Source organism: Nonomuraea sp. NPDC048826 (assembly GCF_043198225.1).
Classification (GTDB): domain Bacteria; phylum Actinomycetota; class Actinomycetes; order Streptosporangiales; family Streptosporangiaceae; genus Nonomuraea.
On the sequence record NZ_JBICUQ010000001.1, the window covers coordinates 260257 to 278819 of the forward strand.

Genomic DNA, 18563 nt, shown 5'->3' on the forward strand with positions numbered 1-18563 from the left:
GGATGACCGTATGGCGACTTTGGTGCTGCTGCGGCATGGCGAGAGCGACTGGAACGCGAAGGGCCTGTTCACCGGCTGGGTGGACGTGAGCCTGTCGGCCAAGGGCGAGGACGAGGCCCGCCGGGGAGGCAAACTCCTCATCGACGCCGGCCTCTACCCCGACGTCGTCCACACCAGCCTCCTGACCCGGGCCATCCAGACGGCCCAGCTGGCGCTCGGCGCGGCCGACCTCCTCTGGCTCCCGGTCAAGCGCTCCTGGCGGCTCAACGAGCGCCACTACGGCGCCCTCCAGGGCAAGAACAAGGCCCAGACCCGCGAGGAGTTCGGCGAGGAGCAGTTCATGCTCTGGCGGCGCTCCTACGACACGCCTCCGCCGCCCATCGCCGACGACGACGAGTACGCCCAGACCGGCGACCGCCGCTACGCCCTCCTCCCGCCCGAGCTGATGCCGCGTACCGAGTGCCTCAAGGACGTGGTCGACCGGATGCTGCCCTACTGGTACGACGAGATCGTGCCCGACCTGTCGGCGGGCCGGACCGTCCTCGTGGCCGCGCACGGCAACTCGCTGCGCGCCCTGGTCAAGCACCTCGACGACATCAGCGACGACGACATCGCCGGGCTCAACATCCCCACCGGCATCCCGCTCCGCTACGACCTGGACGAGCACTTCCGGCCGCTGCGGCGCGGCGGCGAGTACCTCGACCCGGAGGCCGCCAAGGCAGCCGCCGAAGCCGTCGCCAACCAGGGGCGTTGACCGGACCGCCGCTTCCGGAAAAACCTGAAGATCTTTTGGGGAACCCCCTCGGGCTGGGCGCCGTGATGCGTGCCCGTGGCCCGCTCAGCCCGCCGTAGGGGGTGAAGGGCGTGGCGTGTGCTTGACGGTCGTTCATGTCCAGGGAAGCCCTCAGCGCGGCGGCGGGCTTCATGCCGTGGGGCTTCACCCGGATACCTACTGTCGAAGATCCTGTCGAAGGCCGGTCGTCGCGGGACCGGCCGGGTCGGCGGGGGTTCGAGGCCATGTCCAGGCGGAGCGCACGATGAAGGCCAGGAGCAGCACCTCGATTCCGATGGAGAGGCCGTAGAAGGAGGCCCATTCCCAGGACTCCCCTACCGCGTTGAACGCCGAGTAGGGGATGTAGAGCGATGCGACGACGAGGTTCGTGGCGCGGTTCACCCGGGCGGGCAGCGTCACGGAGAGCATCACCATCAGGGCCGGGATCGCCATGGACGCGAGCATGACGGTCAACAACGTCGCGCTGATGTCGAACTCGAAGACGACGCCGGCCAGGATGTCGTCGACGGTGCCAGGCTTGTAAAGGTGGAAGTAGTCGACGTAGATGTAGAGGAACATGATGCTGGTCCATGCGGCGGCGAGCTTGACCTGCACGGGGACCGGCGGGTTGGCGAGCAGGGTCGGAGTTTTCGTCTGGATGGTCATCGGTTCTTCTTTCGGGAGGAGCGGTCCGTCCGCCGGAGTGGCGGCAGGTTGGGGCGTGCACACGCACGGGGTCGGGTCGTGCTCGTGACCAGCACCGTCTGGCCCGGTCGAACGTTCGCGATCTTGCGCAATGCTGCAACGCAGCCATGGCCGAGGTGGGCACCGCCGGCGAGGCCCCTGCCAGGGATGCCGTGGCGCGGCCGGCGGAGCCTGAACGCCAGGCGCACCACGTACGGCTCATCGGCCATGACGAAGTAGGCACCAGGATGTGCTGAGGCCGCGCTCACCTGGACGAGCACATCGCCTCGACCGGGCAGCGGTAGCCCGGACCTCGGACGACGCGAGCACTGAGGGCAGGCCGTAGCGGTGCTGGGTCGGCGGCCCGCGTCGTCGTCGCCCCCGGTGGACTCGCCCCCGGCACCAGGCGTGCTGCGGCATTCGATCGCTGTTCGATCCCACAGAAGCCTCCTCACGTCCGAGCTACGACCCAGTTCGTACACCGTACGTCGTACACCGTACTAAGCTCGTACGCTGTACCATGACCCTACGTTGAACGCTTGTCAAGCCGTTCGAAGGAGCGAGGAGACCCGTTGTCTGCGAGGGAACGACGCCAGGTCGCGTCAGATGCGGGGCTGAGCAAGAAGCGGGTGGTGGACGAGGCGGTCCGGCTCGCCGACCGCGAGGGGGTCGGCGAGCTGAGCATGCGCCGGCTGGCCGGCTCGCTCGGCGCGGGCGCGATGTCGCTCTACTACTACGTGGCGAGTAAGGAAGAGTTGCTGGACGCCATGATCGACGTCGTGTTCGAGGAGATCGAGCTCCCGCCTGCGGAGACCGACTGGCAGTCAGCGATGCGACGCCGGGCGGTATCCGCCCGACAGGTTCTCGCACGCCACCCGTGGGCGATCGGCCTGATGGAGTCGCGGACATCGCCGGGGCCCGCGAACCTCCGCCACCGCGAAGCGGTCACCGCCTGCCTGCGAAGGGCCGGCTTCTCGGTCGTGATGGCGACGCACGCCAACTGGTTGCTCGACAGCTATGTCTACGGTTTCGCCCTGCAGGAAGCCAGCCTGCCGTTCGACACCGCCGACGAGCTCGCGGACATGGCCGAGGACGTCTTCCTGCCCCAGCTTCCTCCTGACGAGTTCCCCTACCTCAACGAGTCCGCCGCGGTGCTCGCCGCTGCCGGCTACGACCCGGCGGAGGAGTTCACCTTCGGCCTCGACCTCGTCCTGGCCGCCCTCGAGCCCCTCAGAGTGCCTGCGTGAGAACGCGCCTGCGCAGAAACAGCAGCGCCGTCACCCGTTCACGGCTGTGAACGTATCTGCCATTCACGGCTGTGAACGTTCCGTAGCCTTCCGACGGCGGGCTGAGCGGGCCGCAGGCACGCATCACGGCGCCCAGCCCGAGGGGGTTCCCCAAAAGATTTTCTGGTTGTGAATCACGACGACAGACTTCACTCAGCACGCGCCCGCCCGCCGATCGCCCACGGCGGCCATGCGCCGTGTCACCACAAACGTGTCACCACAAAGACGTGCGGCCGCGGAAAGATATCTCGTCACAGAAAGAACAGAAAACAGAGAACAACTACTCGCGCCGCCATGGAACGACGGATGTTCGGTGGTCGGCGTTGATGGAGTGCAGCGGGCACGGCCGGCGGGGTTCTCGCGGGCAGAGCACGAACGCCTCGGTGACGGTGGCGCGATACAGCCGCCAGGCCGCCGGCGCGGTCACGTCGTCCACGGTGATCCCGCTCCCGCCTCGGGTCGCGGGGCCGGGGTAGACGCCGACGCCGTGGTCGAGGTCGCTCCCGGAGAGTTCGGCGGCCGTGCCCGAGAGGTAGACGGCGCGGCCGTGGTAGGGCGGCACCCCCGAGTCGAACACGACCATGCTCACCTCGGGGCGCCGTGCGAGGTTGAGCGAGTGTGCGGCGTCGGGGGACGACACCCAGTAGAACGCGTTGTAGTCGGCCGTCGCGAAGTACACCGGCGAGACCCACGGCCGCCCCTCGGCGTCCACGGTGCCGAGCGTCATATACAGGTTCGCGTCGAGGAGCGCGCGGGCGTGCGCGTCGAGGTCATCCGGGCTCATCAGCGGCGCACCTTGAACTTCAGGTGCAGGACCCCGTCGCCCTGGACGACCACGTGCGGCTGCTCCAGGAGGTGCTGGCCGTCGATGCCGCCGAAGTAGCGCCGGCCCGACCCGAACACCACCGGCGCCACGTCGATCGCCACCTCGTCCACGAGTCCGGCGGCCAGGACCTGGCCGCCGACGTCGCCGGCGTTCAGGCTGACGGTCCGCTCCCCGGCGAGTTCCTGGGCCTTGGCGATCGCGGCGGTCACGTCGGTCACGAAATGGTACGAAGCCTCCGGATGCCAGCCCTCGGGCTTGGGGCGGTGGGACACGACCACCACGTGGTCACCCGTGGGCGGGCTGCCCTCCCAGCCGTTCGTCAGGTCGAACAGGCGGCGGCCCATCACGATGACGCCGATCGACCGCCACATCTCCCGGACGTACTCCGCCGACGCCCGGGAGACCTGGAAACCGCTGCCGGCCCCGGAGTGGTCGAACCCCTGCCCGTCCTGCTCGGCGATCGGGGTGTCGCCGTTGAAGTACCAGTCGTGCAGCGGCCCGACGTCGTCGTTCTCGTCGGCGATGAAGCCGTCCACCGACATCACGTTGTGCATGATCACTTTGCCCACAGGTTCTCCTCGGATCCGCTGGCGCGTTCGCCTTCGATCCTGTCGGTCTCCGGGGCGTCCGGGCTTGAAGAAAATCCATCGACGGGCATCGGGCCGTTGTCGGGCGGGAAGTCACGCTCGGCGGGGAAGCGGCGCCGCAGGGCGAGATACTCGGTCGGGGTGTGGCCGGTGAACTCCTTGAACTCCCTGCTGAAGTGGGCCTGGTCGGCGAAGCCCACGGCCTGCGCGAGCGCGGGCCAGTCGACGGGACGCGGGGCGTCGACGGACAGGATCAGCCGCGCGAAACGGTAGATCCGCGCCACCCGCTTCGGGGTGACCCCGACATGGGACTTGAACAGCGTGGCCAGATGGTTGCCGCTCACCCCGGCGGCGTCGGCCAGCGCGCCCACCGGGAGCGCGCCCCAGGCGGCGGCCAGCTGCCCGCCCACGTGCCGGACCAGGTCCAGACCGCGCGACGGCGCCTCGGCGAGACGCGAGCGCAGCTCCTCCTCCACGATCCGCAGCGTCTCGGCGGGCGACGCGAGCGCGCCGGCCCGGTCGCGCATCCGGTCCAGGGACAGCTGCCAGACGGCGTCGACCGCGTCGACCGGCACCCACCGGTTCCGCAGCGCGGTCGCCGGCACGTCGACGAACGGGGACAGCCCCCACGGCTTGAAGTGCACGCCCACGACCCGCACCGCCGCGGGGTACTCGATGAGGAACCGCCTGGTCCAGACCCCCATCAACCACCCGCCGGTGATGGTCGCGGGCGGCACCGAAGGGTCCGCGTCCCACAGGCGGACGGGTTCGCCCAGATTGACCATCAGGTGCGCCGACGGCATCGGCGGCACGTTCATCAGGCGATGTCGCGGCACGCCCGTCAGGCAGTAGACGTCGTCGACGAACCGGTCGAGCGGTGGATCAGGCACCCGTCCGACGTAGTCCATGAATCCAGTGTGGCCGCCATCCCCAGGTTCACAACATCAAAAGCTTTGGGGGAAACCCCTCGGGCCGGGCGCCGTGATGCGTGCCTGCGGCCCGCTCAGCCCGCCGTAGAGGCCGTGAACCGCACGGTGACCACCAGGCCGCCTTCCGGGCGGGCCGTGGCCGTCAGGTCGGCGTGGTGGGCCTGGGCGACGGCGTGGACGATGGCGAGGCCGAGTCCGTAGCCGTGCCGGCCGTGGCGATCCTTCGCGAGTCTCTGGAAGGGCTGGAAGAGGCGCGGGATCTGGTCGCCGGGGATGACCGGCCCGCTGTTGGCGACCGTGAGCGTCGCCTGCGTGCCGGAGGTCCCGGTGGTGATCCGGATGTCCCCGCCTTGATGGTTGTGCCGGACGGCGTTGTCGACGAGGTTGGCGACCAGGCTCTCGACCAGGCCGAGGCCCCCGGCCGTCACCGCGGGCGCGAGGTGTTCGGAGAGGCCGACGTCCCGCTCCGCGACCTCGTCACGGCGTGCCGCGAGCACTCGTTCGGCGACGCGGGCGAGGTCGAGGTCGTCCCAGCGGGCCGCGCCGCGCTCGCTGACGGCCAGTTCGAGCAGGGCCTGGACGAGCCGCTCCTGATGCTCGCCCAGGGCGAGCGCCTCCCGGCACGCCGAACGCAGCGTGTCGGCGTCGGCGTCCGGGTCGGCGAGGACGACCTCGAGAAGGGTGCGCAGGCCCGCGAGAGGGGTGCGCAGCTCGTGCGAGGCGTTGGCGACGAAGTGGCGCTGGGCGTCGAAGGCGGCCTGCAGCCGGGCGAACAGGTCGTCGAGGGTGTGGCCGAGCTCGGTCAGCTCGTCCGTCGGCTCACCGAGGTCGAGGCGCCGGTGCAGGTCCCCGGCGGAGATGCTCTTGGCCGTGCCGGTGATGGCGCGCAGCGGCTGCAGGAACCGTCCGGCCACGTACCAGCCCAGTGCCAGCGCGACCGGCACCAGGAGGACCAGGGCGACGGCGGACCCGACGAGGAACTGGGGCAGGCTGATCCCGGTCTCCGCGACCGGCCCCGAGGTGGCGCCGTCGGGCGTGGCCGCGTCGATGCTGACGAGCGGGACGCCGACGAAGACGAGCACGAAGGCCCCGGCGGCGTAGATGCCGGCCGCGTAGGCGAGGGCGAGCCGCTTCTGCAGGGACCTCCTGGCGATGCGCCGGGTCGTCATGACGGCCGGAGACGGTAGCCGGCCTCGCGGACGGTCTCGATCACGGGCGGGTCGCCGAGCTTGGCCCGCAGCCGGTGCACGGCATGCTTGACGGCGCTGCTGAACGGGTCGGCGGCCTCGTCCCACACGCGTTCGAGCAGTTCCTCGGCGGGGATGACCAGGCCCGGCACGGCGAGCAGGCATTCGAGCAGCCCGAACTCCCTCGGGCTCAGCTCCAGGCGGCGACCCGCCCGGAACGCGACCCGGCGGGCCGGATCGAGCGTGATGTCCCCGCACGTCAGAGTCGGCGGCAGCGGCGGCGCGGCGCGGCGGGCCAGGGCACGGACCCGGGCTACCAGCTCGGCGAACGCGAACGGCTTGGGCAGGTAGTCGTCGGCGCCGAGGCTGAGCCCGTCGACGCGGTCCTCGATCGTGCCGGACGCCGTGAGCATCAGCACGCGGGTCTCCGAGCGGTCCTGGGCCAGGCCGCGGCAGATCTCGTCACCGTGCACGCCGGGCAGGTCGCGGTCCAGGATCACCACGTCGTAGCGGGTGGCCGCCAGACGGTCGAGGGCCGCGGTGCCGTCCAGGACGACGTCCACGGCCATGCCCTCGCGGCGCAGCCCCGTCCCGATGGACCGGGCGAGGATCTCGAAGTCCTCGACGACGAGGACCCTCATCGTGTCGCGCGGCCGAACCCGCCGCCGGATCGAGGTGCCATGCCTCGACGATGCCAGATGCCGGGTTCCAGCCGGGTCGCGGCCGCCGCGACCGTCCCGGAACCACGCACCGCGTAGAAACCACCGGCATGACCACACACCGATTCCCTCAGGCCCTGCGCGCGGAGTGGGCGAGGTTCCGCTCCGCCCGCCGCTGGGCCCTCGCCATGGCGGCCTCCGCGCTGATCACCGTGTCCATCGGACTGCTGATCGCCGGCGGCGCGCGCAGCAGCTGCGTCACCTGGCAGGGCGACGGCGCCTGCCCCGCGCCGCTGGTGGGGCCCGACGGCACGGCGGTGAACGACAAGCACTACTTCGTGCACCAGCCGCTCACCGGCGACGGCGGCATCACCGCCAGGGTGTCGGACATGACCGGCCAGATGAGGATGCCGGATGAGACGCCCGGTGTGCGGAACGTGAAGGGCGGCACGGTGCCGTGGGCAAAGGCCGGGCTCCTGATCAGGCAGAGCCTCAAGCAGGGCACCCCGTACGCGGCCGTCATGGTCACCGGCGGCCACGGCGTCCGGATGCAGCACAACTTCGTCCACGACGTGGCGGGCGGCCCGGTGGACGGCCCGCGCTGGCTGCGGCTGACCAGATCGGGCGACACCATCACCGGGTACGAGTCGTCCGACGGCAAGGCGTGGACCGAGGTCGGCACGGCCGAGCTGACCGGTTTGCCGGAGACGGTCGAGATCGGGTTGTTCGCCGCCTCGCCGAGCGTGGTGTGGCAGATGGCGGGCGCCTTCGCCGAGGCCACCGCCGTCTTCGACCACATCGGACTGCGGGGCGCGAACGGCCCATGGCTGCGTGACGACGTCGGCGCCCAGCTGACGCTCGGCGGCAAGACCCCGCACCACCCGGGCGGCGTCGTCGAGTCCGGCGGCAGGCTCGCCGTGACCGGGAGCGGCGACATAGGCCCCGCCACGGGAGGCGCAGGACTGCGCGCCGACCTCCTGCTGACCGGCGGGGTCCTGGGGCTGGTCCCGGTGCTCGTGGCGGCCGCCGCGTTCGTCACGGCCGGAGGGGGGCGCACCCCGGTGGCCACGGGCGTGGTGGTCGGCGGCGCCTCTTTCGTGGCGGGACTGGTGGCCTCGGGGGTGGTGATCCCCGTCGGCCTGATCCTGCTGCGGGCCAACCAGAACCCCATCCAGCCGATCACCCTGGTCACCGGGCTCCGGGTGGTCGTCGGCTGGGCGGTGTTCACCGCGGTCGCCGCCGTGCTGACCGCGGGCCTCGCCGCGCTGGTCAAGTGGGCCGTCGTCGCCGTCGTGCCGGCCGTCGCGCTGATCGTCGTGCCCTACCTGCTGGCCACCGCCGGGCTGGCGCCGTGGCTGCTGACGATCACTCCCGCCGCCGGGTTCGCGATCACCCAGAGCGTGCCCGCCTTCGCGCACGTGGACGTGGACCGGTCGCCGATCGTGGGCTACTACCCCCTGCCGCCCTGGGCGGGGCTGGCCGTGGCCTGCGGGTACGCCGCGCTCGCTCTGGCCGTCGCGCACCGCAGGGGGCCGAGGACCTCGGCTACGGCGGGATGAGCGGGCCGCAGGCACGCGTCACGGCGCCCGGCCCGAGGGGTTTCCCGAAAAGCTCGTGACTGTCGCCCGATCGGGACGCCCGCCTCGCCCGCGCCCGCCTCGCCCGCGCCCGCCTCGCCCGCGCCCGGTAAGCCGGTCCGGAAGCCGGTCCGGAAGCCCAGCCGGAAGCCCGGTGGCCGGGAAGCCCGCTCGGAAGGCGAGCGATCACTCCGGCCGCGTCCCCGTCACCAGGTAGACGACGTCGCGCGCCACGCTCACCGCGTGGTCCGCGTACCGCTCGTAGTAGCGCCCGATCAAAGTGATGTCGATGGCCGGTTCCACCCCGTGCGTCCAGTCCTTGCCGAGGATGGTGCGGAACAGCCGCCGGTGCAGCCGGTCCATCGCGTCGTCGTCCTGCTCCAGCTCCAGGGCGGACTCCACGTCGCGGGTGGCGATGCAGCCGCCCGCCTTGGTGACCAGGTTCTCGGCGATCTGCCCCATTTCGACGATGGTGGAGCGGACCTCGGCGGGGATGGCGGAGTCGGGGTGGCGCAGCCGGGCCACCTTGGCGACGTGCACGGCGAGGTCGCCCATGCGTTCCAGATCGGCGCCCATGCGCAGCGCGGTGATGACCAGGCGCAGGTCGACGGCCACCGGCTGCTGCCTCGCCATCAGGTCGAAGATGGATCCCTCGACGCCCGCGAAGAGCGTGTTCACCTCCTCGTCACGCGAGATGACCTGCTCGGCGAGCTGGAGGTCGGCGTCCAGCAGCGCGGTGGTGGCGCGCGAGATGGCGGAGCGGACGAGCCTGGTCATCTCGACCAGTCTGTCGGTGAGTGCGTCAAGTTCTTCGTGGTACGCGTCGCGCATGTCGTCACCGTATGGGGGAGCTTGTGAACGAACTCCGACGCTGAGGTGAACTTTCCGGGAATGGCGGGCTCATCCCCAGGTGACGGGCGGGTTCGGGGCAGGGCGCCGCCTACCATCGGGAGCATGAGTGAGATGGCCATGAGCTTCGCGGCCCTGGCCGGCTTCGTCGTGGGGGCTCTGGCCGTGCTCGTCTACCGCCACCAGATCGAGGCGCCCCGCAGGCGGGCCGACGTCGCCGATCCGGGCGTGACGGCGCTGCCGCAGGGCGTCGCCTCGGTCCTGGCGGTGCTGCCCTCGTCGGCGGTGGTGCTGGACGCGCACGACCGCGTGCTCCGCGCCAGCTCGGCCGCCCGCGCGTTCGGGCTGGTCAAGGGTGACCGGCTGATGGTCGCCGAGCTGCTGGCGCTGGCACGGAAGGTACGGCGGGACGGCGAGATCCGCGAGACCGAGATCGACGTGGCCGGCCACAGGTTCGGCCAGGACACCACCGCCTTCGCGGTCCGCGTGGCGCCGCTCGGCTCGGTCGGGCAGGTGCTGGTGCTGGCCGAGGACCAGACCGAGCGGCGCAGGGTCGAGGCGGTGCGCCGCGACTTCGTGGCCAACGTCAGCCACGAGCTCAAGACCCCGGTCGGCGCGCTGAGCCTGCTGGCCGAGACGATCCAGGACGCGGCCGACGACCCGGAGGCGGTCACCAGGTTCGCGGCCCGCATGCAGCACGAGGCGGCCCGGCTCACCTACCTGGTGCAGGACATCATCACGCTGAGCCGGATCCAGGGCGCCGAGCCGATCCCCGCGCCCGGCCAGGTGACCGTCGACGAGGTCATCGGCGCCGCCGTCGACCACTGCAACACCCGGGCCGGCGCGAAGGACATCACGCTCGTCGTCGGCGGCACGGAAGGGCTGCGCGTCTGGGGTGACGAGGAGCTGCTGGTGACCGCGCTGCGCAACCTCATCGCCAACGCGATCGCCTACAGCCCGGAGCACACCCGCGTGGTGGTCAGCACCAGGCCCGCGGGGGAGAGCGTCGAGATCAGCGTCAGCGACCAGGGCATCGGCATCCCGGAGGAGCTGCGCGAACGCATCTTCGAACGCTTCTTCCGCGTCGACACGGCCCGCTCCCGCGCGACCGGCGGCACCGGTCTCGGCCTGGCCATCGTCAAGCACGTGGCCGCCTCGCACGCGGGAGAGGTCTCCGTCTGGAGCAAGGAAGGCTCCGGCTCGACCTTCACCCTGCGCCTGCCCGCCTTCGGCGGGACGGCCGTCCCGGCATCACCCGCTATCCCTCTGGAGGCCGCTCAGTGACTCGTGTGCTCGTCGTGGAAGACGAGGAGTCCTTCTCCGACGCCCTGTCCTACATGCTGCGGAAGGAGGGGTTCGAGGTCTCGGTCGCGGCGACCGGGCCCGAGGCGCTCGACGCCTTCGACCGCAACGGCGCCGATCTGGTGCTGCTCGACCTGATGCTGCCGGGCCTGCCGGGCACCGAGGTGTGCCGGTCGCTGCGGCAGCGCTCCAAGGTCCCGGTGATCATGCTGACCGCGAAGGACAGCGAGATCGACAAGGTCGTGGGGCTGGAACTGGGCGCCGACGACTACGTGACCAAGCCGTTCTCGTCGCGCGAGCTGGTGGCGCGCATCCGCGCGGTGCTGCGCCGCCAGGGCGACGCGGCGGACGAGCCGGAGACCGCGGTGCTCGCCGTCGGCCCGGTGCGCATGGACGTCGACCGCCACGTGGTGGCGGTGCGCGGCGAGCCGGTGCAGCTGCCGCTGAAGGAGTTCGAGCTGCTGGAGATGCTGCTGCGCAACGCCGGCCGGGTGCTCACCCGCGGCCAGCTCATCGACCGCGTCTGGGGCGCCGACTACGTGGGCGACACCAAGACGCTGGACGTGCACGTCAAGCGGCTGCGCGCGAAGATCGAGGCCGACCCGTCGAACCCGCGCTGCATCCTGACCGTGCGCGGCCTCGGTTACAAGTTCGACGTCGTGGAGGGCTGACGAAACCCCGTGTCCCGGATGGGGACACGGGGTTCTCGTGTTCTAGTGGGCCTCTTCGGCGGCCTCGTCGGTCGGCGTCGGCGACGGGGTCGGTGCGGGGATGGCGCCCTGGACCGCCGGGTAGGACGCGTACTCGCGGTTGTGGGGCACCACGGGGACGTTCAGGGTGATCGTGCCGGCGCTGGCGAACTGGAGGTCCAGCTGGATGGTCTCGCCGCCCCTGAGGGCCTTGCTGAGGCCTTCCAGGACGATCTGCGGCTTGGCGGGCTCGCTCTTGACGAGCTGGCCGGGCGGCAGCTGGAGAGGCGCGGCCAGCTTGGCCTCCGCGACCTCGCCGGCGCTGACGGCCTGCAGCGTGTCGGCGGCGCTCCCGTCGTTGAGGATCGTCAGGTAGACCGGGGCGTTGCCGCGCCACGGGAGCTGCCCGCCGGACTCGGGACCGAGGACGAACGCCTGGGGGATGTGGATGCTCTGCTTGCCGTAGGCGCCCTGGTCGATCAGGGCGGCCGCCTCAACCGGCGCGTACGGCTGGTTGGTGTTGGCGTCGAAACCAGCAGAACACCCGGCGAGTACGGGGGCTGCCAGGAACGCGGCTGCGGCGGCAATCCAGCGACGGCTGGTCACGGGCGGGTTCTCCTTGGTCTGCGCATGGTGATGGGCAGCGCCTACCATATCCACCTGTTTCCAAGGTCATATCCGCACCCCCGCAGGTCATTAGGTATGTCCGGATATGCGATTCACAGAGTTGACCACTTGTCAATCCCCAATATGCGGCTTTGACCTGCAGTTATGATGATTTCACTGTTCCGGGACCCTGTGGATGCGTGGTACTCTGGAGTACAGCGGAAGGGGTACTTGTCACATGACTTTCCAGGTCGGCGACACTGTCGTCTACCCCCACCATGGGGCTGCTCGGATCGAAGCAATCACGACGCGATCCATCAAGGGTGAGGAAAAGACCTACCTGGTGCTCAAGGTCGACAAGGGCGACCTTACCGTCCAGGTGCCAGCGGAAAACGCAGAACTCGTCGGGGTGCGCGATGTTGTCGGCCAGGAAGGCCTCGAGCGCGTTTTCGACGTGCTGCGCATGCCGCACACGGAGGAGCCGACCAACTGGTCGCGGCGCTACAAGGCCAACTTGGAGAAGCTCGCGTCCGGTGATGTGAACAAGGTCGCCGAGGTCGTCCGCGACCTGTGGCGGCGGGACCGCGAGCGCGGCCTGTCCGCGGGCGAGAAGCGCATGCTCGCCAAGGCCCGCCAGATCCTCGTGAGTGAGCTGGCGCTGGCCGAGAAGACCAATGAGGACAAGGCGGAAGCCCTTCTCGACGAGGTTCTCAACTCCTGAGCGCGATCGTTCCACGGGTGGGCGTCGGAGTCGACGTCCACCCGTTCGCATCAGGTCGGGAGCTGCATCTCGCCGGCCTGCACTGGCCGGGCGAGACCGGTCTGGCCGGCCACTCCGACGGCGACGCCGCCGCGCACGCGGCCTGCGACGCCCTCCTGTCGGCGGCGGGCCTGGGAGATTTGGGCGGCTTGTTCGGCACCGGCGACCCGCGCTGGGCGGGCGCCTCCGGTGCCGCCCTCCTGGAGGAGACCGCGCGCACGCTGCGGTCCGCCGGCTTCCAGATCGGCAACGTGGCCGTCCAGATCATCGGTAACCGGCCGAAACTGGCTCCCCGGCGCCTGGAGGCGGAGAAAGCGCTCAGCGCCGCTCTGGGGGCTCCTGTGAGCCTCAGCGCCACCACCACCGACGGGCTCGGCCTCACCGGCCGCGGCGAGGGCGTCGCGGCGGTCGCGACCGCGCTCGTCGTCAACCTCCCGCCCGGATCAGACGTCGATTAAGCGGCGGGCAACCTGCCGCCCGCCTGTCCCATGGTCGGCGGCGGTCCGCTCTGGCGCGGTGCGGATCGCCGTCTACCAGGGGTAACTTCGCTAATCGCCGGGTAGGTCCTGCTGAAGACGCTTTCGGGGGGAGCTATACATGATCGGCGCGATCGTTTCCGCGATAGTCATCGGCGCCATCGTCGGCGCACTGGCCCGGCTCATCCTGCCGGGCAAGCAGAACATGTCCCTAGGGCTGACGCTGATCGTCGGCATCGTCGCGGCGCTGCTCGGCACGCTGATCGCCCAGATGTTCGGCTGGGCGGACACCAAGGGGATCGACTGGCTCGAACACATCCTCCAGCTCGTGCTGGCCGTGGTCGGTGTGGCGATTGTGGCCGGATCGGCGAAGGGGAGGGGTGGCACGAGAGGGCGAACCACCACCTGACCTGCTAAATCGTAAATCTCGGGCATAAAGGCCGGAGATCGGGTATCCACTCCCCGTGCGGATGAACGGCTCATCCACACGGGGAGGTTTGTGTCATGACAATCCAGTCCATCCTGGGCGCCATCGTGATCGGCGCCGTGATCGGTGCGATCGGGCGTCTGCTGCTTCCGGGCCGGCAGGCCATCGGGTGGATCCTCACCATCGTCGTCGGCATCGTGGCCGCGCTCATCGGAACGCTGATCGCTCAGGTCGTCGGCGTCGAGACCACTCCCGGCATCGATTGGATAGAGCTGGTGCTCCAGGTCGTCCTGGCGGTCGTGGGAGTCGGCATCGTCGCCGGTCTACGCCGCGGTGGGCCCCGCGGTACCGGCATCTAACCGGTGACACCGGCACCCGTGCCTGAACCCGAGAGCGCGGACCAACGTGCGCAAAGCCCGCCCGGCATCCACGCCGGGCGGGCTTCGTCTTGCCCCGTGAGTCTTTCCCCTGACCTGAGCCGCCTCCGCTGACCTCAGTCTGCAGTGGTCGCTCAGTCCTTGCGCTGACCTCGGCTCCAGCGGTCGCTCAGTCCTTGCGCTGACCTCGGCTCCAGCGGTCCCTCAGGCCTTGTACTGACCTCAGCCCTCTTCGCCGGCGTCGGCCTCAGCCCTGCGCTCTTCCCTCTGCCCTCTTCAGTCCTCGGGGGGACGCGGCGTGCTGCGCAGGCGGCCTGACGGGGCCTCGCTGGGGAGCGGGCGGTGGCCGTCGCCGTCGGGGTCGTTCTCCTCCACGATCGGGTGGGGAGCGGTGTCCTCCAGCGCGTCCATGTCGCCCGTACCGGCCCTGGAGGCGGCGTTCTCGCGCTCGCCGGCGTCGGCGGCCTCGGGGCCGTGGCGCGGGTCGGGACCGTCGGCGCGCACGACCGGGACGGGCTGCGTGTCGGCGCTCTTCTCCGCGTCGGCGGCCGAGCGCGGATGGACCAGGACGTCTCTCGGCTTGACCCGATCACCCCACCGTACGGGCCGCTCTGGCTCGGGCTCTGGCTCGGGCTTGGGAGAGGGCTCGGGCGCGGAGGGTTCGGAGGGCTCGGGGTCCTGGGCGGGCCAGCTGGTGACCTGTTCCGAGACCGGCGGGGTCTCCGGGGCGGGAGTGGGCCCGACGACCGGAGTCTCCAGCACGGCCGGGAGAACCGGCGCGGCCGTCTCCAGGGGCGGCGGCTCCTCCTCAGGGCGTGGGCCGGGCGCCGGGCGCTGCGCCTCCACCGTCCTGTCGGCCTCGACGCCCCGGCGGAACGGCACGATGTCATGCTCCCCCGTACCGTCGTCGTCGCGCGCGGACTCCCGTCCGGCCTGCACGTGCTTGATGAGCAGCAGCCAGAGCCAGAGCCCCAGCGCGAGCATCACCCACGGCGCGACCGCCACGCCGACGGCGGTGGGAGAGGGCGCGAACGCCTGGCCGAGAGCCGTCGCGACGTTCACCGCGGCGGCCGCCAGGATGAGCAGGACCAGCACGAACGCGGCCTGGACGCGCACCAGCACCCGGGCGGTACGCAGCAACAGCACGCCGAGCAGCGTGATCACGAGCAGCGCGTCGAACCCCGCCGGGTAGAGGTAGGCGAGGTCGGGGCGGGCGCCGCCGTGCACGGCCAGCGCCCGTAGATCGTCGAACGAGAGCGCGCACGCGGCGCCCGTCAGGGCGGCGACGGCGAGTCCGGCCAGGGCGATGCCCAGGCGCCGGAGGGTGAAGGGGGGAGTCACGTCCATGGCGGTCCGAGCCTACAGAACAAAGCGCTCCCGGGCCGATCTCCGTCAACCGGTACCGGACAACCTGGCGCGGTATCAGGTCCGCGACGGGGGTTGAGGCGTTAGCCTTGCCTTCGTGAGCCTGCACCTTTACGACACCGCCACCCGCGGCATTCGCGAATTCGTCCCGCTCGAGGCCGGCCGTGCGTCGATCTACCTGTGTGGCGCGACCGTGCAGGCCCCTCCGCACATCGGCCACATCCGCTCGGGCGTCAACTTCGACGTGCTGCGACGCTGGCTCACGCGCTCCGGCTACGACGTGACGTTCTGCCGCAACGTGACCGACATCGACGACAAGATCATCAGGGTGTCGGCCGAGGAGCGGGTGCCCTGGTTCGTCGTCGCCGAGCGCAACCAGCGCGCCTTCACCTGGGCCTACGACACGCTCGGCTGCCTGCCGCCGACCGTCGAGCCGCGCGCCACCGGCCACGTGCCGGAGATGATCGAGCTCATGCGGCGGCTCATCGACCGCGGCCACGCCTACGCCTCCGGCGGCGACGTCTACTTCGACGTGCGCTCGTACGAGGAGGAGTACGGCAAGCTGTCCAACCAGAAGCTCGCCAACATGCGCCCGGCGGCCGACACCGACGACGAGTCGTGCAAGCGCGACCCGCGCGACTTCGCCCTGTGGAAGGGCGAGAAGCCCGGCGAGCCCACCTGGCCGACGCCGTGGGGCCTCGGCCGCCCCGGCTGGCACCTCGAGTGCTCGGCGATGGCCACCAAATACCTCGGGCCGACGTTCGACATCCACGGCGGCGGGCTCGACCTGATCTTCCCGCACCACGAGAACGAGGTCGCCCAGTCCCAGGCGGCGGGCGACGGCTTCGCCCGCTACTGGCTGCACAACGGCCTGGTCAAGATCGGCGCCGAGAAGATGAGCAAGTCGCTGGGCAACTCGCTGCTCATCCCGGAGATGGTGCAGAAGGTCCGCCCGGTCGAGCTGCGCTACTACCTCGCCGCGCCTCACTACCGTTCCTCCATCGACTACTCGGAGGAGGCGCTCCGGGAGGCCGCGGCGGCCTACCAGCGGATCGAGGGGTTCGTGACCCGCGCCGCCGAGGTCATCCACGACGTCGACGCCGACGCGCCGCTCCCGCAGGCGTTCGCCGACGCGCTCGACGACGACCTGGGCACGCCGCAGGCGCTCGCTGTCGTGCACGAGGTGGTCCGCGAGGGCAACGTCGCGCTGTCCAAGGGCGACAAGGAGGCGGTGGCCCGGCTGCTGGCCGAGACCCAGAACATGCTCGACGTCCTGGGCCTCGACCCGCGTTCGCCGCAGTGGCGGTCGGCGGGTTCCGACCTCAAGCCGGTGGTCGACGCGCTGGTGGCGGTGGCGCTGGAGCAGCGCAAGGCAGCCCGGGCCCGCAAGGACTACGCGGCCGCCGACGCGATCAGGGACCAGCTCGCCGCGGCGGGCATCACCGTCGAGGACACCCCGCACGGCGCCCGCTGGGAGCTGCGCGGCTAAGGGCTGTCATTCCCGGATCCGCGCTGACCTGAGCGCGTTCTCGGATCCGCGCTGACCTGAGCGCGTTCTCGGACCCGCGCTGACCAAGGTGCGTTCTCGGCTCCGCGCTGACCTAGGCGCGGCTGGAGCGCATCGCCTTCAGCACGCGGATCCCCTCCTCCTCGCCGGCGACGATCCGCTGATACTCCTCCGACTCCATCGGGCAGAGCGTGATGCGGCCCGCCCCGTCGAAGAGCAGGCCCCAGCCGTGCTTCTTCGGCAGCGGCGAGGCCCGCAGGCACGCCTGCGACCTGCTGAAGAACCGGTCGCGCAGCGCTGCCCGCACGTCGTCCGGCGGTTCCGGGTCGTCCTGACGCCGCAACCAGCTCTCGAACAGCACGTCCTCCTGAGTGAGGGCGCCCGGCCCGGAGGCGAGCAACTCGTACTGCACGGAGGCGATCGTCGGCCTGCCCGCCCGCGGCACGGGAACCTCGGCCCGGATGACCCTGGTGTCGTCGGCCACGGCGATGAGCGTGTCGTAGTAGTTCAGGTCCACGCCCGCCAATCTAGGCGGGCGAAGGGACTTGGTGGCGCAAGTACCCTTGATTCCATGGCAGCAGGGGGTAAGGCGGGCAGGCCCGCCAAGAAGAAGGGCCCGAGCAAGGGCGCCGGCGGTCAGCGTCGCCGCGGGCTCGAAGGCAAGGGCGCGACCCCGCCTGCCGAGATGCGCCATTGGTACAAGGACAAGGCCAGGGCGGAGCGCGTCGCCCGCGAGGAGCGCGGCGGCACCCGCCGGGCCCCGGTGCGCGCCAAGCGCTCCGACGACGCGCCCGAATACATCGGCGGCCGCAACCCCGTCCTGGAGGCTCTCCAGGCCGGCGTCCCGGCCAGCGCACTCTACGTCGCCCACCGCGTCGACAACGACGACCGCGTACGCGACAGCATCAAGATCGCGGCCGACCGCGGCATCGCCCTCATGGAGGTCGCCCGCGAGAAGCTCGACCGGCTGACCGAGGGCGCCGTCCACCAGGGCGTGGCCCTCCAGATCCCGGCCTACGACTACGCCCACCCCGAGGAGCTCGTCGACCTGGCCCGCGACGCGGCCGAGATCCCGCTCATCGTCGCCCTCGACGGCGTCACCGACCCGCGCAACCTGGGCGCCATCGCCCGCTCCGCCACCGCCTTCGGCGCCCACGGCCTGCTCGTCCCGTCCCGCCGCTCGGCCGGCGTCACGGGCGGCGCCTGGAAGACCTCCGCCGGCACCCTGGCCACCCTGCGCGTCGCCCGCGCCGCCAACCTCACCGCCGCCCTCCGCGAATACCGCGACGCCGGCCTCTTCGTCATCGGGCTAGACGGCGAGGGCGACACGGAGATCGGCGACGTCGACCTGCTGGCGGAGCCCCTGGTCGTCGTGGTCGGCTCGGAAGGCAAGGGCCTGTCCCGCCTGGTCCGCGAGCAGTGCGACGTGCTCGCCCGCATCCCGATGCGCGCGGCGGCGGAGTCCCTGAACGCGGGGGTGGCGGCGGGAGTGACCTTGTACGAAGTCGCTCGTCATCGGCGGCGGTGAGCGTCTACACTGGTAGGCCGTGCCGACGTAGCTCAATCGGCAGAGCATCTGTCTTGTAAACAGAAGGTTTGGGGTTCGATTCCCCACGTCGGCTCTTCATGATGAAGCCCCTGAACTGGTGTTTCCGGTTCAGGGGCTTCGTGTTTGTCAGGACAATGTCGCGATCTTGC

The 18563-nt window shown here is 70.8% G+C and carries 21 protein-coding genes and 1 tRNA gene; 12 read left to right on the plus strand and 10 right to left on the minus strand.

Annotation, left to right across the window (positions count from 1 at the left end):
- Positions 1-10: 10 nt before the first annotated feature.
- On the plus strand, positions 11-754 hold the full coding sequence (locus ACGFI7_RS01455; RefSeq protein ID WP_393397863.1) for a phosphoglyceromutase: 744 nt from the start codon (positions 11-13) through the stop codon (positions 752-754).
- Between the two features lie 195 nt (positions 755-949).
- On the opposite strand, the gene ACGFI7_RS01460 is transcribed toward ACGFI7_RS01455, so the two are convergent.
- Positions 950-1438, minus strand: a complete 489-nt coding sequence (locus ACGFI7_RS01460) for a DUF6326 family protein (RefSeq protein WP_393397865.1) — start codon at positions 1436-1438, stop codon at positions 950-952.
- Positions 1439-2028: 590 nt separating this feature from the next.
- Here ACGFI7_RS01460 and ACGFI7_RS01465 point away from each other — a divergent pair.
- Positions 2029-2703 carry a TetR/AcrR family transcriptional regulator C-terminal domain-containing protein gene (locus ACGFI7_RS01465; RefSeq protein ID WP_393397867.1) on the plus strand — a complete coding sequence of 225 codons (675 nt, stop codon included), beginning with the start codon at positions 2029-2031 and terminating at the stop codon, positions 2701-2703.
- A 319-nt stretch (positions 2704-3022) separates the two neighbouring features.
- Here ACGFI7_RS01465 and ACGFI7_RS01470 read toward each other — a convergent pair whose 3' ends face one another.
- From ACGFI7_RS01470 to ACGFI7_RS01490, 5 genes are all read right to left on the minus strand, one after another.
- Positions 3023-3526: a pyridoxamine 5'-phosphate oxidase family protein gene (locus tag ACGFI7_RS01470; RefSeq protein WP_393397869.1), complete on the minus strand. Its 504-nt coding sequence runs from the start codon at positions 3524-3526 to the stop codon at positions 3023-3025.
- Entirely contained in the window at positions 3526-4137 is a 612-nt protein-coding gene (locus ACGFI7_RS01475) for a dihydrofolate reductase family protein (protein ID WP_393397871.1), read from the minus strand. The genes ACGFI7_RS01470 and ACGFI7_RS01475 overlap by 1 nt, the downstream gene beginning before the upstream one ends.
- A complete protein-coding gene (locus ACGFI7_RS01480; RefSeq protein WP_393397873.1) occupies positions 4125-5063 on the minus strand; it encodes a helix-turn-helix domain-containing protein in 939 nt (312 codons plus the stop codon). Before ACGFI7_RS01480 ends, ACGFI7_RS01475 begins: the two co-directional genes overlap by 13 nt.
- 95 nt (positions 5064-5158) lie before the next feature.
- Positions 5159-6253, minus strand: a complete 1095-nt coding sequence (locus tag ACGFI7_RS01485) for a sensor histidine kinase (RefSeq protein WP_393397875.1) — start codon at positions 6251-6253, stop codon at positions 5159-5161.
- The gene (locus tag ACGFI7_RS01490; RefSeq protein ID WP_219546169.1) at positions 6250-6912 is read right to left on the minus strand and encodes a response regulator transcription factor; all 663 of its coding nucleotides are present in this window, start codon (positions 6910-6912) and stop codon (positions 6250-6252) included. The genes ACGFI7_RS01485 and ACGFI7_RS01490 overlap by 4 nt, the downstream gene beginning before the upstream one ends.
- Positions 6913-7040: 128 nt before the next feature.
- Between ACGFI7_RS01490 and ACGFI7_RS01495 the strand changes: the two genes are divergently transcribed.
- Complete coding sequence (locus tag ACGFI7_RS01495) at positions 7041-8489, plus strand: hypothetical protein (RefSeq protein WP_393397877.1); 1449 nt, start codon at positions 7041-7043, stop codon at positions 8487-8489.
- A 204-nt stretch (positions 8490-8693) separates the two neighbouring features.
- Here ACGFI7_RS01495 and phoU read toward each other — a convergent pair whose 3' ends face one another.
- On the minus strand, positions 8694-9338 hold the full coding sequence (gene phoU, locus ACGFI7_RS01500; RefSeq protein WP_393397879.1) for a phosphate signaling complex protein PhoU: 645 nt from the start codon (positions 9336-9338) through the stop codon (positions 8694-8696).
- A gap of 123 nt (positions 9339-9461) precedes the next feature.
- Here phoU and ACGFI7_RS01505 point away from each other — a divergent pair, with 123 nt between their 5' ends.
- Both ACGFI7_RS01505 and ACGFI7_RS01510 read left to right on the plus strand, forming a co-directional pair.
- Complete coding sequence (locus ACGFI7_RS01505) at positions 9462-10640, plus strand: sensor histidine kinase (protein WP_393397881.1); 1179 nt, start codon at positions 9462-9464, stop codon at positions 10638-10640.
- Positions 10637-11329 (plus strand): winged helix-turn-helix domain-containing protein, encoded by a 693-nt coding sequence (locus ACGFI7_RS01510; protein ID WP_393397883.1) that lies wholly within the window; start codon positions 10637-10639, stop codon positions 11327-11329. The genes ACGFI7_RS01505 and ACGFI7_RS01510 overlap by 4 nt, the downstream gene beginning before the upstream one ends.
- A 42-nt stretch (positions 11330-11371) precedes the next feature.
- Here ACGFI7_RS01510 and ACGFI7_RS01515 read toward each other — a convergent pair whose 3' ends face one another.
- The gene (locus ACGFI7_RS01515; protein WP_393397885.1) at positions 11372-11953 is read right to left on the minus strand and encodes a copper chaperone PCu(A)C; all 582 of its coding nucleotides are present in this window, start codon (positions 11951-11953) and stop codon (positions 11372-11374) included.
- Positions 11954-12191: 238 nt separating this feature from the next.
- On the opposite strand from ACGFI7_RS01515, the gene ACGFI7_RS01520 reads away from it, so the two are divergent.
- The 4 genes from ACGFI7_RS01520 (at position 12192) to ACGFI7_RS01535 (ending at position 13975) form a co-directional block, all read left to right on the plus strand.
- A complete protein-coding gene (locus ACGFI7_RS01520) occupies positions 12192-12674 on the plus strand; it encodes a CarD family transcriptional regulator (protein WP_020544658.1) in 483 nt (160 codons plus the stop codon).
- Positions 12675-12691: 17 nt separating this feature from the next.
- Complete coding sequence (gene ispF / locus ACGFI7_RS01525; protein ID WP_393397887.1) at positions 12692-13171, plus strand: 2-C-methyl-D-erythritol 2,4-cyclodiphosphate synthase; 480 nt, start codon at positions 12692-12694, stop codon at positions 13169-13171.
- Between the two features lie 139 nt (positions 13172-13310).
- Positions 13311-13598 (plus strand): GlsB/YeaQ/YmgE family stress response membrane protein, encoded by a 288-nt coding sequence (locus ACGFI7_RS01530; RefSeq protein ID WP_393397889.1) that lies wholly within the window; start codon positions 13311-13313, stop codon positions 13596-13598.
- A gap of 95 nt (positions 13599-13693) precedes the next feature.
- The gene (locus ACGFI7_RS01535) at positions 13694-13975 is read left to right on the plus strand and encodes a GlsB/YeaQ/YmgE family stress response membrane protein (RefSeq protein WP_393397891.1); all 282 of its coding nucleotides are present in this window, start codon (positions 13694-13696) and stop codon (positions 13973-13975) included.
- Between the two features lie 294 nt (positions 13976-14269).
- On the opposite strand, the gene ACGFI7_RS01540 is transcribed toward ACGFI7_RS01535, so the two are convergent.
- Positions 14270-15340: a DUF2637 domain-containing protein gene (locus ACGFI7_RS01540; RefSeq protein ID WP_393397893.1), complete on the minus strand. Its 1071-nt coding sequence runs from the start codon at positions 15338-15340 to the stop codon at positions 14270-14272.
- 115 nt (positions 15341-15455) lie between these two features.
- Between ACGFI7_RS01540 and cysS the strand changes: the two genes are divergently transcribed.
- Complete coding sequence (gene cysS, locus ACGFI7_RS01545; protein ID WP_393397895.1) at positions 15456-16847, plus strand: cysteine--tRNA ligase; 1392 nt, start codon at positions 15456-15458, stop codon at positions 16845-16847.
- A gap of 112 nt (positions 16848-16959) precedes the next feature.
- Here the strand turns inward: cysS and ACGFI7_RS01550 are convergent, their stop codons facing one another.
- Positions 16960-17382, minus strand: coding sequence for a DUF6157 family protein (locus ACGFI7_RS01550; protein ID WP_393397897.1), 423 nt, complete (start codon positions 17380-17382; stop codon positions 16960-16962).
- Positions 17383-17436: 54 nt separating this feature from the next.
- Here ACGFI7_RS01550 and rlmB point away from each other — a divergent pair, with 54 nt between their 5' ends.
- Together rlmB and ACGFI7_RS01560 are read left to right on the plus strand one after the other, a co-directional pair.
- Positions 17437-18393, plus strand: a complete 957-nt coding sequence (rlmB, locus tag ACGFI7_RS01555; RefSeq protein WP_393397899.1) for a 23S rRNA (guanosine(2251)-2'-O)-methyltransferase RlmB — start codon at positions 17437-17439, stop codon at positions 18391-18393.
- A gap of 21 nt (positions 18394-18414) precedes the next feature.
- A tRNA-Thr gene (locus tag ACGFI7_RS01560) sits at positions 18415-18487 on the plus strand.
- Positions 18488-18563 lie beyond the last annotated feature (76 nt).

Excerpts from the sequence above, each read along its gene's own strand:
- ACGFI7_RS01455 (WP_393397863.1), top strand. The coding sequence starts at position 11 with ATGGCGACTTTGGTGCTGCTGCGGCATGGCGAGAGCGACTGGAACGCG.
- ACGFI7_RS01460 (WP_393397865.1), bottom strand. The coding sequence starts at position 1,438 with ATGACCATCCAGACGAAAACTCCGACCCTGCTCGCCAACCCGCCGGTC.
- ACGFI7_RS01470 (WP_393397869.1), bottom strand. The coding sequence starts at position 3,526 with ATGAGCCCGGATGACCTCGACGCGCACGCCCGCGCGCTCCTCGACGCG.
- ACGFI7_RS01480 (WP_393397873.1), bottom strand. The coding sequence starts at position 5,063 with ATGGACTACGTCGGACGGGTGCCTGATCCACCGCTCGACCGGTTCGTC.
- ACGFI7_RS01485 (WP_393397875.1), bottom strand. The coding sequence starts at position 6,253 with ATGACGACCCGGCGCATCGCCAGGAGGTCCCTGCAGAAGCGGCTCGCC.
- ACGFI7_RS01490 (WP_219546169.1), bottom strand. The coding sequence starts at position 6,912 with ATGAGGGTCCTCGTCGTCGAGGACTTCGAGATCCTCGCCCGGTCCATC.
- ACGFI7_RS01495 (WP_393397877.1), top strand. The coding sequence starts at position 7,041 with ATGACCACACACCGATTCCCTCAGGCCCTGCGCGCGGAGTGGGCGAGG.
- phoU (WP_393397879.1), bottom strand. The coding sequence starts at position 9,338 with ATGCGCGACGCGTACCACGAAGAACTTGACGCACTCACCGACAGACTG.
- ACGFI7_RS01505 (WP_393397881.1), top strand. The coding sequence starts at position 9,462 with ATGAGTGAGATGGCCATGAGCTTCGCGGCCCTGGCCGGCTTCGTCGTG.
- ACGFI7_RS01520 (WP_020544658.1), top strand. The coding sequence starts at position 12,192 with ATGACTTTCCAGGTCGGCGACACTGTCGTCTACCCCCACCATGGGGCT.
- ACGFI7_RS01530 (WP_393397889.1), top strand. The coding sequence starts at position 13,311 with ATGATCGGCGCGATCGTTTCCGCGATAGTCATCGGCGCCATCGTCGGC.
- ACGFI7_RS01535 (WP_393397891.1), top strand. The coding sequence starts at position 13,694 with ATGACAATCCAGTCCATCCTGGGCGCCATCGTGATCGGCGCCGTGATC.
- ACGFI7_RS01540 (WP_393397893.1), bottom strand. The coding sequence starts at position 15,340 with ATGGACGTGACTCCCCCCTTCACCCTCCGGCGCCTGGGCATCGCCCTG.
- rlmB (WP_393397899.1), top strand. The coding sequence starts at position 17,437 with ATGGCAGCAGGGGGTAAGGCGGGCAGGCCCGCCAAGAAGAAGGGCCCG.